At 70.8% G+C, this 15,330-nt stretch carries 17 protein-coding genes, 1 tRNA gene and 1 riboswitch; of the genes, 10 read left to right on the top strand and 8 right to left on the bottom strand.

The genetic code is table 11. The features are described 5' to 3' along the window. Positions 1-342: 342 nt before the first annotated feature. From OOZ19_RS25090 to OOZ19_RS25080, 3 genes are all read right to left on the bottom strand, one after another. On the bottom strand, positions 343-1,659 hold the full coding sequence (locus tag OOZ19_RS25090) for a GNAT family N-acetyltransferase (RefSeq protein WP_266092614.1): 1,317 nt from the start codon (positions 1,657-1,659) through the stop codon (positions 343-345). A gap of 386 nt (positions 1,660-2,045) precedes the next feature. Continuing rightward, positions 2,046-2,813, bottom strand: coding sequence for an amino acid ABC transporter ATP-binding protein (locus OOZ19_RS25085; RefSeq protein WP_323055178.1), 768 nt, complete (start codon positions 2,811-2,813; stop codon positions 2,046-2,048). Beyond that, positions 2,810-3,718, bottom strand: a complete 909-nt coding sequence (locus OOZ19_RS25080) for an amino acid ABC transporter permease (protein WP_266092613.1) — start codon at positions 3,716-3,718, stop codon at positions 2,810-2,812. Before OOZ19_RS25080 ends, OOZ19_RS25085 begins: the two co-directional genes overlap by 4 nt. Before the next feature lie 353 nt (positions 3,719-4,071). On the opposite strand from OOZ19_RS25080, the gene OOZ19_RS25075 reads away from it, so the two are divergent. The 4 genes from OOZ19_RS25075 (at position 4,072) to OOZ19_RS25060 (ending at position 7,887) form a co-directional block, all read left to right on the top strand. Continuing rightward, the gene (locus OOZ19_RS25075; RefSeq protein WP_266092612.1) at positions 4,072-5,007 is read left to right on the top strand and encodes an ABC transporter substrate-binding protein; all 936 of its coding nucleotides are present in this window, start codon (positions 4,072-4,074) and stop codon (positions 5,005-5,007) included. A 136-nt stretch (positions 5,008-5,143) separates the two neighbouring features. After that, complete coding sequence (locus tag OOZ19_RS25070) at positions 5,144-6,103, top strand: hypothetical protein (RefSeq protein WP_266092611.1); 960 nt, start codon at positions 5,144-5,146, stop codon at positions 6,101-6,103. Positions 6,104-6,117: 14 nt separating this feature from the next. Then, positions 6,118-6,537 (top strand): hypothetical protein, encoded by a 420-nt coding sequence (locus OOZ19_RS25065; RefSeq protein WP_266092610.1) that lies wholly within the window; start codon positions 6,118-6,120, stop codon positions 6,535-6,537. Between the two features lie 216 nt (positions 6,538-6,753). Continuing rightward, positions 6,754-7,887: a polysaccharide pyruvyl transferase family protein gene (locus tag OOZ19_RS25060; protein ID WP_266092609.1), complete on the top strand. Its 1,134-nt coding sequence runs from the start codon at positions 6,754-6,756 to the stop codon at positions 7,885-7,887. 21 nt (positions 7,888-7,908) lie between these two features. On the opposite strand, the gene OOZ19_RS25055 is transcribed toward OOZ19_RS25060, so the two are convergent. The 4 genes from OOZ19_RS25055 to OOZ19_RS25040 form a co-directional block, all read right to left on the bottom strand. Continuing rightward, on the bottom strand, positions 7,909-8,094 hold the full coding sequence (locus OOZ19_RS25055) for a hypothetical protein (RefSeq protein WP_266092608.1): 186 nt from the start codon (positions 8,092-8,094) through the stop codon (positions 7,909-7,911). A gap of 321 nt (positions 8,095-8,415) precedes the next feature. Next, positions 8,416-9,129 carry a TenA family protein gene (locus OOZ19_RS25050; RefSeq protein ID WP_266092607.1) on the bottom strand — a complete coding sequence of 238 codons (714 nt, stop codon included), beginning with the start codon at positions 9,127-9,129 and terminating at the stop codon, positions 8,416-8,418. A 25-nt stretch (positions 9,130-9,154) separates the two neighbouring features. Next, complete coding sequence (thiD, locus tag OOZ19_RS25045; protein WP_266092606.1) at positions 9,155-9,988, bottom strand: bifunctional hydroxymethylpyrimidine kinase/phosphomethylpyrimidine kinase; 834 nt, start codon at positions 9,986-9,988, stop codon at positions 9,155-9,157. Further along, positions 9,982-10,080: riboswitch (TPP riboswitch) on the bottom strand. It overlaps the preceding gene by 7 nt. A gap of 63 nt (positions 10,081-10,143) precedes the next feature. Then, positions 10,144-10,374, bottom strand: a complete 231-nt coding sequence (locus OOZ19_RS25040; RefSeq protein WP_266092605.1) for a biotin attachment protein — start codon at positions 10,372-10,374, stop codon at positions 10,144-10,146. Between the two features lie 295 nt (positions 10,375-10,669). Here OOZ19_RS25040 and OOZ19_RS25035 point away from each other — a divergent pair, with 295 nt between their 5' ends. Further along, positions 10,670-10,939 (top strand): hypothetical protein, encoded by a 270-nt coding sequence (locus OOZ19_RS25035; RefSeq protein WP_184477475.1) that lies wholly within the window; start codon positions 10,670-10,672, stop codon positions 10,937-10,939. A gap of 75 nt (positions 10,940-11,014) precedes the next feature. Beyond that, the gene (locus tag OOZ19_RS25030) at positions 11,015-11,752 is read left to right on the top strand and encodes a hypothetical protein (protein ID WP_266092604.1); all 738 of its coding nucleotides are present in this window, start codon (positions 11,015-11,017) and stop codon (positions 11,750-11,752) included. A gap of 84 nt (positions 11,753-11,836) precedes the next feature. On the opposite strand, the gene OOZ19_RS25025 is transcribed toward OOZ19_RS25030, so the two are convergent. After that, complete coding sequence (locus OOZ19_RS25025; RefSeq protein WP_266092603.1) at positions 11,837-12,226, bottom strand: hypothetical protein; 390 nt, start codon at positions 12,224-12,226, stop codon at positions 11,837-11,839. 194 nt (positions 12,227-12,420) lie between these two features. Here OOZ19_RS25025 and OOZ19_RS25020 point away from each other — a divergent pair, with 194 nt between their 5' ends. From OOZ19_RS25020 to OOZ19_RS25005, 4 genes are all read left to right on the top strand, one after another. Next, positions 12,421-12,636, top strand: a complete 216-nt coding sequence (locus tag OOZ19_RS25020; protein ID WP_266092602.1) for a hypothetical protein — start codon at positions 12,421-12,423, stop codon at positions 12,634-12,636. 104 nt (positions 12,637-12,740) lie between these two features. Further along, complete coding sequence (locus OOZ19_RS25015) at positions 12,741-14,402, top strand: AMP-binding protein (RefSeq protein WP_323055177.1); 1,662 nt, start codon at positions 12,741-12,743, stop codon at positions 14,400-14,402. 59 nt (positions 14,403-14,461) lie between these two features. Further along, entirely contained in the window at positions 14,462-15,103 is a 642-nt protein-coding gene (orn, locus tag OOZ19_RS25010; RefSeq protein ID WP_266092601.1) for an oligoribonuclease, read from the top strand. Between the two features lie 118 nt (positions 15,104-15,221). Then, a tRNA-His gene (locus OOZ19_RS25005) sits at positions 15,222-15,294 on the top strand. The last annotated feature ends 36 nt before the right edge of the window (positions 15,295-15,330 follow it).

Genomic DNA, 15,330 nt, shown 5'->3' with positions numbered 1-15,330 from the left:
CACCCACTCCCGACCCACCCGCGCAGCCGCACCGGAAACACCCACGGCCGCCCCGGTTTCCGAGTGAACGGACCGGTCGTCCAATCCCGTTGGACGAACGGTCCGTTCACTCCAGCCTGAGCCCTCGCCCACCACCAGCACCGCCGCAATGGCGGACATGGGTGAACGGACCGGTCGTCCAATCTGGTTGGGCGAACGGTCCGTTCACTCCGAAGCTCTCGACCGCGGACCGCCGCCGGGTGCTACTGGGCCTCACTTCGCGGTGGCCGCTCTGGACGGGTGAACGGACCGTTCGTCCCCTCTCGTTGGACGAACGGTCCGTTCACCCGGAGAGGACCTCGATCAGCGGGCGTGGACCATGAGGGCGGAGTTCTTGCCGGGCAGCCCCACCTCGCGGGATCGCTCGAAACCGGCGTTCGCGAACGCCGCCACCGACGCGCCGTTGTGCACGTTGGGCTCGGCGACGACGCGCACGCACTCCGGATCCGCCGCGAGCAGGCCGCGCGCCACCGCCGCCAGCAGGGACGAACCGAACCCGCGACCGACGGCGTCCTTCTCCCCGATCGCGATGTGCACGCCGAGATCACGCGGGTGCAGCGGGTAGCAGGTGGCGAGCTTGTCCCGAGCCACCCGGTACAGCTCCACGTACGCGACCTCGCGGCCGTCGCGGCTCACGATGCACGGCACCGAGTGCTCGCCCCCGAGCTGCGCGCCCAGTTCGTCCTTCCAGCGCTGCAACGACCACGCCTGGTTCCAGTTGACCGCGACGTGGTCCTCGTTCATCCAGCGGTGCACCAGCGCGGGATCCTCCGACTCCAGCACCACCGGCCGCAGCGACCAGCCCTCGTCGAGCACCGGCACCGGAACCCCCGGCACGCCCTCCGCCGACACGTCGCGCAGCGGGTTCGGCACCTCGTAGCGCACCGGCGCGACCGCCACCTTGCCCTCGGACAGGTAGCGCAGGCCGGAGCCGTTGAGCACGGCCAGGTCCGTCAAGGTGGGGCTGCGCAGCCAATGCCGCACCACCCGCTCGGTGTCCGGGTAGGTCTCGGCGAGCGCCGCCAAGTCGTGCGCCAGCGCCGTCAGCAGCTCCGCCTCGTCCGCCACCCCGCGCAGGCCGAATCGCCCGATGACGGCCAGCGAACGGCGGGTGAGCAACCGCGCCGTCACCTCGTCCAGGTCGGCGCGGCCGTCGAGGTTGCGCAGCGCGGGCGTCACCGTGCTCTCCACGTGCGACGCGAGCCACCGCCGGGCCTCGTCCTGCGACGACACGCCCTGCCCGAGCACGTCGACGTCGTCGTTGCCCGCCAGCGGATCGATCGCGTCGATGCGCACCGCGTGCAGCAGCCAGTCGAGCAGCGTGCCTGCGCCCTCGGAGTTGATCGGCGCATCGGCCGCGGCCCGGCCTCGCGCATCCGCCGAGCAGGCCGCGGCGAGCAGCGCGGAGTCCGCGACGGCTCCGGAGTCCGCCACCCGGATCGGGCTGAAGCCGTGCGCGCCCGTCGGTGAGCGGTAGGTGACCTCGGTGGTGAACCGCAGCGGCCCGATCGTCGCCTTCAACGGCCCCAGCGCGACCGGCGCGTGCGTCTCCGCCAGCCACCTTCGCAACAACACCGCGGCCCGCGGATCCACCTGCACGTTCTCCGCCACACCTGTCACACGCCACCCCTTCACGCTGAGTCGGGAGAGCCGACCCTAACTCAGCCGAACGGCCAACGGACCCCCGTCGTCCGGTGCCCCCAGTCACTCACCGCCACCGCGTCATCGGAGTGAACGGACCGCCTGTCCAATCCCCTGGGACGAACGGTCCGTTCACTCCACCCGAGCACCACCGACCGGGCGACGACGCCACCGGCAGCGGTCTCCGGCTCCGAGTGAACGGACCGTTCGACCAAGTGGATTGGTCGAAGGGTCCGTTCACTCCGGATGGGATCCGCCGCGGGCGGGTTGTCGGCTTCGGTGGCGCCGGGTGAACGGACCGTTGGTCCAACGGGATTGGACGAACGGGCCGTTCACCTCGTCAACGCGAGGGCGCGGGGGCAGGGTCAGAGGACTCGGGTGAGGAATTCCCTGGTTCGGGGTTCGCGTGGTGCCAGCAGGACTTCGGCGGGCGGGCCGGACTCGACGACTCGGCCGTCGTCGAGGAACACCACGGAGTCCGCGACCTCCCTGGCGAAGCCGATCTCGTGCGTCACCACCACCATCGTGAGCCCGCCGCGAGCGAGGTCCTTCATCACCGCCAGCACCTCCCCCACCAGTTGCGGGTCGAGCGCGCTGGTCGGTTCGTCGAACAGCAGCACCTTCGGCTCCATGGCCAGGGCCCGCGCGATCGCCACCCGCTGCTGCTGACCGCCGGAGAGCCGGCGCGGGTACGACTCCGCGTGCTCCGCCAGCCCCACTTCGCGCAACGCCGCCAGCGCTCGCACCTCAGCGTCCTCTTTGGACAGACGGCGCACCCCGCGCAGCGCCTCCATCACGTTGTGCAGCGCGGTCATGTGGCCGAACAGGTGGAACCCCTGGAAGACCATGCCAATCTCGGCCCGCTGCCGGGAGATCACCCGGTCCGGCAGCTCGTGGAGCCTGCCGCCGGACTCCCGGTAGCCGACCAGCGCACCGTCCACCTCGACCCTCCCGGCGTCGACCTTCTCCAAGTGGTTGATGCAGCGCAGCAGGGTGCTCTTACCGGAACCGGAGGGACCGATGACGCAGGTGACCGTGCCCCCGCCGACCGCGAGATCCACCCCGCGCAGCACCGGCACCGCGCCGAAGCTCTTGCGCACTCCCCGCACATCGACCATCGCGGACACGCTCATCGACCTCCGATCGTGGCGCCGCGAAACCGCTGCCACGGCGTCGGCGCCGATTCCCGACGCGCGCCGCGGGAATAGTGCCGCTCGACGTAGTACTGGCCGATCGTCAGCAGGCTGGTGACGATCAGGTACCAGACCGTCGCCACCAGCAGCAGCGGGATCACCAGGTAGTTGCGGTTGTAGATCAGCTGCACCGAGTACAGCAGGTCGTGCACCGCGATGACGCTGACGATCGAAGTGCCCTTCAACGTGCCGATCAGCATGTTCGCCGCGGGCGGCACGATCGCGTGCATCGCCTGCGGGAGCACGATCCGCCGCAGGATGCGGGTGCGGGTCATCCCCAGCGCCTGCGCCGACTCGGACTGCCCGGCGTCGACCGACAGGATTCCGCCGCGCACCACTTCCGCCGCGTAGGCGGCTTCGTGCAGCACCAGGCCGATCACCGCCGTGGTGACGCCGCCGAGCAGGTCGACGGTGGGCGCGGAGAACTCCCCGAACCCGATCACCGGGTACAGCGCGCCGATGTTGAACCAGAACAGCAGCTGGACGAGCACCGGAACCGACCGGAAGAACCAGATGTACCCCCAGGCCACCCCGGCCAGCACCGGATTCCCGGACAGCCGCATGACGGCCAGCGCGGTGCCGAGCGCGAACCCGAGGACCATGGTCACCGCGGTGAGCCACAACGTCAGCCACAGCCCGTGCAGCACCGCCGGGGTGGCGAAGTAGGCGGCGACGACGTTCCACTGGAAGTTCGGGTTCGTCGCGACGGAGACGACGGTGGCGCCGAGCAACGCCAGCACCAGCACCGCCGCGACCCAGCGGAGCGGGCGCCGCAGCGCGACGACCTCGGGGGCCGCCTCCGGCGCGGCCCGGACCGCATCCGGTACGGCGTGCAAATGAGACATGTTCTCCCACCCGTGCAAGGGAATCGAGAACTCGAACATCCATCTCCGCGTGGAGATCCGTCAACCGCCGAGACCGGCCGTCCCACCCTGTGGCCACCGTTGACGCCCTCGGCGGATCCGGCGAAGCTCACCGGCGTGCCACATCGGAAGCGCTTGGTCACGCGCACCCACATCGACCTCGGCCTGGTGTGGTCGGCGTCCTGTCGCCGCCACCGCTGACCCGAGACGATCCCGCGTCACCCGCACCCGTTCGCGCGTGCCGCACGACGGCGCGCTCCGGAATCCCGGCCCGCGCGTGCCGTTCCGTTCGATGCCCGGCCCGACTCGGCGGCCAGGCCCGGAAAGGGAGCACGATGCGCACCTCCACTGCCCCGAAGGCCTTCGCAGGCGGTTTCTCCCTGCTGTTGAGCGGAATTCTGCTCGCGGGATGCGGTCCCGCCCCCGATCCGGGGGCGGTCGCGCCGGGGCTCGACGCGCGCGCCGACGTCGTCTCCGGCATCCAGCGCAGCGCCGCCGCCGCGGCGGCGCTGCTGCCCGCCTCGATCAGGGACAGCGGCGAGCTGCGCATCGGCCGCTCCGTCGGGGGTTCACCGCCGTCCGCGTTCTACCTGGAGGACAACCGCACCGCCGTGGGCCTCGACGTCGACATCGCCGAGGCGGTCGCCCGCAAGCTGGGTCTCCGAGTCGATGCGCACGAAGCCGCCTTCGACACGATCCTCCCCGCGCTCGACAGCGGGAAGTACGACGCGGGCACCGGGAACTTCGGCGTCACCGAGGAGCGCAAGAAGACCATCGACTTCGCCACCTACGTCCAGGACGGGCAGGGCTTCGCGGTCCGCGAGGGCGACCCCGGCGGTCCGATCACCGACGTGACCCGGTTGTGCGGCCGAACGGTCGGCACCACCAAGGGCACCACCTTCGAGGCCACCCTCACCGCGCACGCCCACCGGTGCGCCGAGATCGGCGAGCCCGCCTACCAGGTGCAGGTGTTCTCCGAGAGCAGCGCGCTGTACTCGGCGCTGGCCCAGCGCAAGATCGACGTGATCATGGGAGCAATCAACGGCCTGCGCTACGCCGCGACGCAGCAGCCCGCGCTGGAGCTGCGCAACGAGTTCCGCAGGCTCGACGTCGGATTCGCGCTGGCCAAGGGCTCGCCGCTGGCCCCGGCGCTGCGGGCGGCGGTGAACGAGCTGATCCACGACGGCGGCTACGCGCGCATCCTGGACAAGTGGGGCGTCGCCCCTTCGGCCATCCCGGAGTCACAGGTCAGCCCTCCAGAGATCCACTGAGGACCGTCCGCCGGGGTTTTCCCGCGAATCACTACCTGATCAGGTGGTGCTCGCCCTCCTCCACCGCGCGCGGGGTCCGGATCAGACCTACTCTCCTCGGCGAGTCGACCCTCGCCTGTGGAGAGGAGTGTCCAACGTGGAGGACTCCGCACACGCCGTCGTCCCGCTCCGTCCCGGATTCGACATCCAGGTACGAGGTTTCCATCGCCGCCAGGTCACCGAGCACATCGAGTTGCTCGAGGATCAGCTGCGCATGGTCAGCATCGATCGCAACGAGGCGGTGGCGCTGAATTCCGACCTGCGCCGCCTCTGCGACGACGCGCGGCACGACCTCGCCGAAGCCGAACTCCGCCTCAAGCGCATCGAAGCCTCCGACACCGGTTTGCCGCACGCCTCGCAACGCGTGCAGAACATGCTGTCGTTGGCCGAGGAGGAAGTGCAGACGCTGCGCGAACAAGCGCAGCGGCAGGCACAGACCATGCGTGGCAGCGCGGAATACGAGGCACAACAACTGATCAGTGCGGCCGAACGGGCCGCCGAGGACATGCGCAGCGAATGCTCCCGCCTGGTCGATGAGCTCGACGCCAGGCAGCGCCAGATCCGCCGGGAGCACGAGCAGAGCCTCGCCGAGATCCGGGAGCGCGAGCGCGTCATGCGCCACAACATCCGGGACGAGTACAAGGCGGTGGTCACGGCCGCGCAGGAGGAAGCCGACGAGCTGCTGTCCCGCACCCGGTGGGAATGCGGGCAGCGCGACGCCGAGACCGAACAGCTGCGGCTCGACGTGCTGCAGGACCTGCACACCAAGCAGGCCCGCATGGAGGAGCTCCGCACCGCCGTTCTGTCCTCTTTGGACAGCGTCGGCCGGCTGGTCGGCGCCACCACCAACGAGATCGGCGCGCAGGAGATCGACAACGTCATCGACGCCGAACTCGTCGGCGAACCGGCGCAGCACGTGTGGCTGCCGGAGCCGCGCGGGGACACCCAGAGCTACCTGATCCCGCTGGGTTCCCCGCTCGTGCCGACGGGCACCGACGACGCGGAGCCCGCCGCCGACACCGACAGCGAACCGACCGACGCCGTCCAGCGGAACTGATTCGGAGCGAGCACGTGGACCTGATCGTCATCTCCTTCGCAGGCGGTGCCGTGGTGGCAGCAGTGGTCTTCTGGCCACTGCTGCGCCGCGCCCGCCGCCGGGCGCACGCGGACACGCCGCCCACCGGCAAGCACGCGTTGCGCACCCCGCAGCAGCAGGCCAAGCCCACCGGCGAGGCCGCTCGCCCCCGCGAGGCCGAACCCGACCCGCGCCCCGCGGAGGCCGCGCCGGAACGTGCGGACATTCCGCACCAGGAGACCGCCGCCAACCGCTCCGCGGAGCCGTTGCCGGACCGGCCCGAGTCCGACGGAGCGCTCGGGGTCACCGTCGCGACGCTGCCGACGGCGTTGTTCGAAGAGCACTACGAGGCGAAGTTCCGCCGCACCCGCGACCGCATCGAACGCCTCCGCAACCAGCTGCACGAACAGAACTGAACACGCCGAACACGATCAACGGCGGCAACGCACCGGTATTACCACCGAGTCGTTGTCGCCGTTTTGTGCCGCCCGCCGCCGAGTGGAGCACAGCGGTACCTCCGAGCGCCCCGCCAGGCGGCGGCCGGGGATGCCTCCGAGCGGACCCGCGCCCACCGTGTTGTTAGGTTCGGCGCCTGCGCGCGCAGCCGCGACCCCGACCGGTGGAGAGCTCCAGTGACCAGTTCCGCAACACCCCCCACGCTGTACCTGGTCGCCACGACCGGGAACCCGAACTACGGCGACGAGCTGATCGCCGCGACGTGGCTGAAGTACCTGGCCAAGGTCGCCCCCGACAGCGAGGTGTGGGTGGACTGCCCCAACCCCGGTCCCAGCGAGGTGCTGCTGGGGCACCTGCACCCGCACGTCCGGTTCACCGACACGCTGTGGCGGCTGTGCTGGTCCGCGCCCTCCGACGAGCCGTGGGAAGTGGCGTCCTTCGTGCAGCACGCCATGATCAACCCGGGGCTGGCGCCGCACTGGCTGGCCGGTATCGAGCTCGCCGCGCGGGCCGATCTGGTGCACATCATCGGCGGCGGGTTCATCAACGGGATCTGGCCGCGGCACTACGGGCTGCTGGCAGGCGCGGTCGCCGCGGTGCGCCGCTCCGGCGGGCGCGCGGTGATGACCGGGCAGGGCTTGTGGCCCGCACCGGAGGAGGCGCACCCGCTGGTGCGCAACCTCGCCTCGCAGTTCGAGCTGATCGACGTCCGCGACGAGCCGTCCGCGGACCTGCTCAGCTCCGCGGGCCAGCTCACCGCGACCGGTGACGACATGTTCTTCGGCATCGAGCCGGAGCTGTACCGCACCGACGACCTGCGGGACGTGATGATCTGCCTGCAGTCGGACCTGCTGGACGTCACGGTTCCCGCGCTGGCCGGCTTCCTGCTCGACACGCTGCGCGCCTGGGACGTGCACCCGGAGCAGGTCGGGATCATCGAGGGGATCCCGCGGGTGGACCGGGAGGTCTTCGCGCTGGTCGAGCACGACCTGCCCGGGTCCCGGTTCTACGCCTTCTCCGAGATCATGGATCACGGCCTGCCCGCCGCCGCCGGGCAGCGCTGGTTGTCCACCCGGTTCCACATGCACCTGATGGCCGCGGCGGCCGGTGCGCACGGTGTCGCCGTGTCGATCAACTCCGGGTACTACACGAACAAGCACCGGTCGTTGATCCAGCGCGGCTCCGGCTGGGGCCTCAGCGAAGGCCTGCAGGTTCCACCGCCCCCGCAGGAAGGCGGGTACGAGCAGTCCACGCTCACCGCGCTGCAGGAGGCCAAGGCGAAGCTGGCCTGGTCGATCTACGGGGATTGACGCCGCCGGGCGGCGGCGTGCTCACGCCGCCGCCTGCTCCGGTCCGCTCGCCGAGCTCCCGCCCTGCGTCGCCGGGTGCAGGACGTGGATCTCGGCGTCGGGTTTCTCGGCTTCCGCTTCCGCCTGGGCCGCCGCCGCGTCGCGTCGGCGGTCGGCGATGTAGAAGGGCGCTGCGGCCAGCACCGGCACCAGCATCCCCGCCAGCATGATCACAATAGAAGTACCCGTACTCAAAGGTCACCGAATCCCGCCGCCGCGGTGAGAAGAAGTCCCACGTCTGAACACGCCGAACGAACGTGTCGTAAACCTCATCGTCGTGGCGGAGGGTGTTCGTTAACACCACTCGAAAGTGCTCCTGATCACGAATTGATCGCGGCGTCGCGGCACCTCTGACCACCCGACTCTCCGGCTTCGACGCGCACTCGATCGACGCTACCCAGGGTGATCGCAATGCTCGGGTTCCGAGCGTCCCGCGCGGTGCGGCGGAGCCTCGTGCGCAGGAAAGAACCGTGCCGCCGCAACGCGTTCTCACGCAGGGAGCCAGCGCGCCGTCGGCCACTGCTCGCGATTCCACGCGCCGTCCCAGAACATCCACTCGTACTCGCTGGCGCGCACGAACGCGGCCAGCATCCGCCGCCGCACCGGTTCGCCGGCCGCCGCCGCGACCCGATCCACGAGCTCGCGGGCGCTCAGCACCGCCGCCGCGAACTCGTCGTCGGCGTACGTCTCGATCCACCGCCGGTACGGGTGGCCCGACACGTCCCCGACGGCGGCCAGGATCTCGCTGCCCACGTGCTGGTACACCCAGAAGCACGGCAGGATCGCCGCCAGCAGCACCGGATACGGCTCCACCAGCGCGCTCCCGCGCAAGAAGGAAGTGTAGGCCGTGCACGACGGCGAGGTCACCACCCCGGCGAGGTCGGCCTCGGTGAGCCCGAACTCCTCCACGTACCCTGCGTGCAGTCGGCGCTCCTCCACCAGCGCGCCTTGCGCCGCACCGGCGAGGAACGCCGCGTCGGCGGGATCCTCCGCCCGCGTGGACGCCGCGGTCAGCGCCTGCGCGAAACCGACCAGGTACCGGGCGTCCTGCACGATGTAGAACGCGAACCGCTCCCGGTCCAGCCCGCCGGCGGTGAGCGCGGCGTTGAACGGGTGCTCGACGATGGCCTGCTGCAACGCGGCGGTGTGCTCCCACGCGCCCGCGCAGAAACCGCCGGGCGGCGGATCGGGCAGCCTGCTCATGAACGGTCCCTCCAGGAGATCGGGTTCACCACCAGCGGTGGAAGTGGTGCACGGGACCGTGTCCCCGGCCCACGTCCAGCCGGTCCGCGGCGCGCAACGCCTCGGTCAGGTACTCCTTGCCGTCCCGGACCGCCGAGGACCAGTCCGGGCGCTGCGGGCGCAGTGCCGCGATGGCCGCCGACAGCGTGCATCCGGTGCCGTGGTCGTTCGTGGTCTCGATCCGCTCCCGGCGCAGGAGTTCGACGTCGCCGTCGCCGCGGAACAGGTCCAGGCTCGCCGCCTCGCGCAGGTGTCCGCCTTTGAGCAGAACCTGATTGGCGCCCAGACCGGTCAGCCGCTCGGCCTGCCCGGCCATCCCGGCGGAGTCGGTGATCTCCCGCTCCCCCAGCAGATCCGCGGCCTCCGGCAGATTCGGCGTGATCAGGTCCACCCGCGGCACGAGCTCATCGCGCAGCACCGCCACCGCCTCGTCGGCCAGCAGCCGGTGCCCGCTCTTGGCGACCATCACCGGATCCAGCACCACGTGCGGCGGCGCGTAGCGGTCGAGCACGGCCACGACCGCGCGGATCACGCCGGCGTTGGCCAGCATCCCGATCTTCACCGCGTCAACCCGCACGTCGTCGAGCAGCGTGGTGAGCTGGGAGGTGACGAACTCCGGCGGAACTTCCCGCACCTCGGCGACGCCGGTGGTGGTCTGCGCGACCAGCGCCGTCACCACCGACATGCCGTAGGCGCCGTTGGCGGAGAAGGCCTTCAGGTCGGCTTGGATCCCGGCACCGCCGCTGGGGTCGGTCCCGGCGATCGTCAGCACGTTGGGACTGGGCCGGGCGAGCTCCGGCCGGGCAACACGAACGGTCACGTCGGTGACGTCCCTCCGCTAGCACGAACTAGGTCAGGTTCGACGGGTCTGCTCTCAGCCCGGCCGTTCGCCGGGCACCCCGCGTCACTGCCCCCAACCTAGCAAGCACGGTCAACCCGCCCGGGCCGCCGATCGCGCCGTGCCCTGCGCCGCCCTCATTCGATGAGCCCGATGACCGCGCCCGCGGTGAAGCGCTCCCCCGCCTCGCCCTGCCGCCACAACGTGCCCGAGGCCGAGGCGAGCACCGTTCGCCTGACGCCGTCGGTCACCACCTCCGCGACCGCGGTGCCGCTGCGCACCGTCGCACCGTCGGCCGCCAGCCAGCGGGCGAGGATCCCCGGCTCGAGCGGATCGTGCCGTGGCCGGGGGAAATGCACGTCCGTCACGAGCACGCGCCTCCGAAATCGATCATCGTTCCGGTCAGCATGAGCGGTGATCCTTCTCACCACAAGTGAAGTGCCTGCTCGGATTCGTACGTCGAGTGGCCCATCACGACATCCGCGCTGGACCGAGGGGGCTCCGCCGAACAGCCGCAGTAACACGATCGGAGCAGCGCAACCAGTCGTTCAGGTAGCCACGCGAATGCAACGTGCGAGCTGATCGATCCGTCTAGAGTTCGAGATCCCGAGCGGATCGAACCGCAGCGCGGGACGTCCTGACAGGTATGGGGGTGGGAGCGAAGTGTTCCCCGATCAAGAGCACGTCTGGTGGATCGTCGGCGCCGGGCAGCGGGTCCGGCACGCGATCACGGTGCGCCCCGGTGCCAGACCCGCCGGTGATCCGGTGACCGCGCTGTGCGCGACGACCATCAAACTCCCGCACGAGACCTGGCCGGCCACCAAGGAACCGTCGAGCCGCCGCATCACCGAGCGTTGCCCGGAGTGCGAGCAGCACGTCGACGAACAACTGGAGCGCGACCGGGATCTCGTCGTCACCACCTGGGACGCGTGAGCGCGAGCGAAGTCACACCGCCGACCGCTGATCACCTAGTGAGGCGACCCTGCGTGGCGGATTAAAGTTGACGCAATGGACACCACTGCCGACGCCCCTCAATCCGCCCGCTCCCGCCGCTCGACCCGGCCGGATCCGGCGAAGGTCTGGGCCCCGCTGGCCGGTCTCGCCGATGCCGCGGCGCAGAGCGGGACGTCCGGAGCCGTTGCGATCACCCGCGGATTCGACCGCAACAGCAGGCTGCGCGCCAAGGCGCTGCGCGACCTGCTGGAGGAGCGGAACGTCGCGGCCATCGAGATCACGCCCGCGGTGGGCAGCGAACGCCTGCTCGCCGACACCGAGATCACCTCCGTGGTGAACCTCATCGGCCCCGGTTCCTGGGCGCCCCACCGGCTGGCGGCGAAGCTGCGCACGCCGCTGCTGGCTCCGCGCGCGGAGGAGAGCTCCGAGCAGGACGAGGTAGCCAGGGACGTCATCGGCGTCACCGGTGCTGAGGGGGTGCGCGACGTCGCCCTCTCGCACGTCGCGGTGCGCCCGGAGTCCGACGGCGAGGGCAGCCTCATCGTCACCGCCGACGGCGAACCGCTGTCGGTGCCCGGCGGCGCCGCCGCGATCACCCTGCGCGAGCAGCGGCTGGAGATCCAGCTCGCCGGACCGGACTTCGCCGAGCAGACCTTCACCGCGACCGAGGTTCGGGTGGAGACGGCCGACGCGCCGCACCGCCTGGTCCGCGACGAGCTCCCCATCGCGGAGTTCGAGGGCGCGCTGACCTTCACCGCCGAGCCGCGGGGCCTGGTCGTCCGGCCGGTCTGACCGAACCCGCGCGACACGCACGCACCGAGCCGCTGCTCACCGGCTGACGCCACCGGGCAGCGGCTTCGTCGTGTCCGGGCCCGGTCACAGCACCCGGTTGAGCAGCGCCGTCAGCGCCGCGAGCACCACTCCCACCAGGGCCAGCGTGAGCGGCGAGAGCGTGCCGGGGGAGATCGCGTTGCCGACGGCCCACCAGAGCACCAGCAGCGTCACGACGGCGAGCAGCGCGCTCATCGCGGCCATCAGCGGCCGGTAGCGCGGCACCGCCCGCAGGTTAGCGCGGGCCACCGGCGTCATCCGGCGCACCGTGATCGCCACCGGCAGCACCACGAGCGCCACGACGAGCACGCCCAGCAGCGAGTCTGACCGGGTGGGGGCAGAACCGAGCCCGAGCATCAGCCCCAGCACTCCGATCGCGAGCACCAGCAGCACCCGGTGCAGCGTGCGCCACAGCAGCGCGTCGTAACCAGCCATGATCGCAGTGTCCCAGGACGAGCCCCGACTCCCCTAGCGCGTTCGCCCCCTGAGCCGGGGCGCCACTTCGGGTGAACGACCACTGGAGAAATCTACGATTAATCAAGCGAACACCCGTCACGTCGGTGATCCTGAAGCGTCTCAGCAGAAGAGCGCACCGCACGGGCGCGCTCCCGCAGAGGGAGGAGGTCGGCGTGGTCAGCAGCGAGCAATGGCAGGTCAGCTGCCGCGATGTCGCGGGCAAGCGGCGGAGCATGGCGGTGTACGTGAAGCAGGGCAACGTGGTCGTGGTCGCACCGCCTGGGGAGACCGCGGTGCTGGCACCATTGGAGGCGGGTCGGCTGCGCGCCGCGATACGGGAGGCCGTGGTGGCCGCCGCAGCCCCGGAACAGAGCATTTCGGACCGTTGACCTCTTCCCCCGCGCCTCCACTCAAGGCATTATCTACTGACGAGTAGTTAAATCGGAGGAGACGCGTGGCGATGTGGCGACGGCCGGCGAAACGGACACGAGATGTGGCGGCGGACGTCGTCGCCCGAGCCAAGGGGGACCGCCTCAGCTCCAGCCTGCACACGCTGTGGCTGCTGGTCAGGCAAGGCGTGGTGCGGCCGATGCGCCCGGACAAGCTGGTGCGCATCGCCTTCGCCTGGCGGCGGTGGGGAGTGACACCCGCGCTCGGCTACGCCGTCGCCGCCATCAGGCACCCGGACCGGCCCGCCGTGATCGACGAGCGCGGCGCGCTGAGCTTCCTCGAACTGGAACAACGCACCACCCGCCTCGCGAAGGGCCTGCGCGCCCGCGGCATCCGCGACACCAGCCGGGTCGCCGTGCTGTGCCGCAACCACCACGGGCTCGTCGAGACGATCGTGGCCTGCGGCAAGCTCGGCGTGGACGTGGTGCTGCTCAACACCGGCCTGCGCCCGCAGCAGGTGCGCACCGTGCTGGCCGAGCAGCAGGCCGACCTGCTGGTGACCGACGTCGAGTTCACCGAAGACCTCGCCGTCGAGGATTCGGCCGACCTGGATCTCGACGTGGTGCTCGCCTGGACCGAGGGCACCACCCGCAAGGCCACGCTGGAGCACCTCATCGGCAGCTCCACGGGCGGCGCGCTGCCGCGCAGGCCCCGGCACGCGCGGATCATCGTGCTCACCTCCGGCACCACCGGAACGCCGAAGGGCGCCCGCAGGCCCGCGCCGCCCGGCGTCGGCCCGGCGGCGACGATCATGTCGCGGATGCCGCTGCGCGCCGGGGAGCGGATCCTGCTGGCGGCACCGATCTTCCACACCTGGGGGCTGGCCGCGTTCCAGCTGGGCTCCGCGATCGGCGCGACCCTGGTGCTGCGCCGCAAGTTCGAACCGCAGCAGGCGCTCGCCGCGGTCCAGCGGCACCGCGCCACGGCGATGTTCATGGTCCCGGTGATGCTGCAGCGCATCCTCGACCTGCCGCGGGAGGCGCTGCAGCCCTACGACACGTCGTCGCTGCGCATCGTCGCCGCCAGCGGCTCGGCGCTGCCCGCGGACCTGGCCACCCGATTCCAGCGGGTCTTCGGCGAGGTGCTCTACAACTTCTACGGCTCCACCGAGGCGTCCTGGGTCAGCATCGCGAATCCGCGGGACCTCGCCGAGTCCCCCGGCACGGCGGGCCGCCCGCCCCGCGGCACCAGCCTGAAGATCCTCGACGAGCACGGCGCGCAGGTGCGCGACGGCGAGACCGGGCGGATCTTCGTCAGCAACGACATGCTGTTCGAGGGCTACACCGGCGGCGGCGGCAAAGAAGTGCGCGGCGGCATGCTCAGCACCGGTGACCTGGGGCGAATCGACGAAGCGGGCCGCTTGCAGGTCGTCGGCCGGGAGGACGACATGATCGTCTCGGGCGGCGAGAACGTGTACCCGAAGGAGACCGAGGACGCCATCGCCACGCTGCCCGAGGTCTCCGAGGTCGCGGTGATCGGCGTCGACGACGCCGAGTTCGGGCAGCGCCTTGCCGCGTACGTCGTGCTCACCGAAGACGCGGACCTCGACGCGGAGGCCGTGCGCGAACGGGTCCGCCCCGCGCTGCCGAAGTTCGCGCTGCCGCGGGACGTCACGTTCCTCGCCGAGCTGCCGCGCAACGCCACCGGCAAGGTGGTGCCCGCCCGCCTACGCGAGGAACCGGGACCCACCGAGACCGAACGGTGATGTCCCCGCGGCGCCGAGGCGGTCCCGGCGCCGCGGGGCACCGCGTTAGGCTCGGTGAGGTGAACGACCGTCTAGTGTGGATCGACTGTGAAATGACCGGGCTCGACCTGGGCTCCGACGCCCTGATCGAGATCGCCGCCCTGGTCACCGATGCCGACCTCAACATCCTCGGCGACGGTGTGGACATCGTGATCCACGCCCCGGACGAGGCCCTGTCGGGGATGCCCGAAGTGGTGCGCGACATGCACGAACGCTCCGGGCTGACCGAGGAGGTACGGCGCTCCGCGGTCACCACCGCCGAAGCCGAACAACGCGTCCTGGACTACATCCGCGAGCACGTGCCGGAGAACATCTCGGCGCCGCTGGCTGGCAATTCCATCGCGACCGACCGCGGTTTCCTCTCCCGCGACATGCCCGCGCTGGACGCGCACCTGCACTACCGCATGGTGGACGTGTCGTCCATCAAGGAGCTGTGCAGGCGCTGGTTCCCGCGGATCTACTACGCGCAGCCGGAGAAGGGCCTCGCGCACCGCGCGCTGGCCGATGTGCGGGAATCGATCCGCGAGCTGGCGTACTACCGCCGGACCGCGTTCGTCCCGCAGCCGGGACCGAGCAGCGAGCAGGCGCAGGCCGTGGCGGCCGAACTGCTCGACGGCGACGGCCTCGGCGACACCGGCAAGGCCGCTCACCAGGTCGAATGACGCGGTTAACCGGTTCGGCCCAGGTGGCTGGGAGCCCGGTGACGACCGGCCCGACGGCGCACGCTAGGATATTCGTGTTGCTCCGGAAAGCCGGTTGATCGGCCGATCGGAAGCTGCGGTGGGTGTAGCTCAGTCGGTAGAGCACTGGGTTGTGGTCCCAGGAGTCGCGGGTTCGAATCCCGTCACTCACCCCGTGCGAAAGGCCCGCTCCATTTCGGAGCGGGCCT

The sequence above is a fragment of the Saccharopolyspora sp. NFXS83 genome (assembly GCF_026241095.1).
Taxonomy (GTDB): Bacteria; Actinomycetota; Actinomycetes; order Mycobacteriales; family Pseudonocardiaceae; genus Saccharopolyspora_C.
The sequence above is the reverse complement of the archived record's forward strand: the minus strand, read 5'-3'. Positions and strand labels throughout refer to the sequence as shown.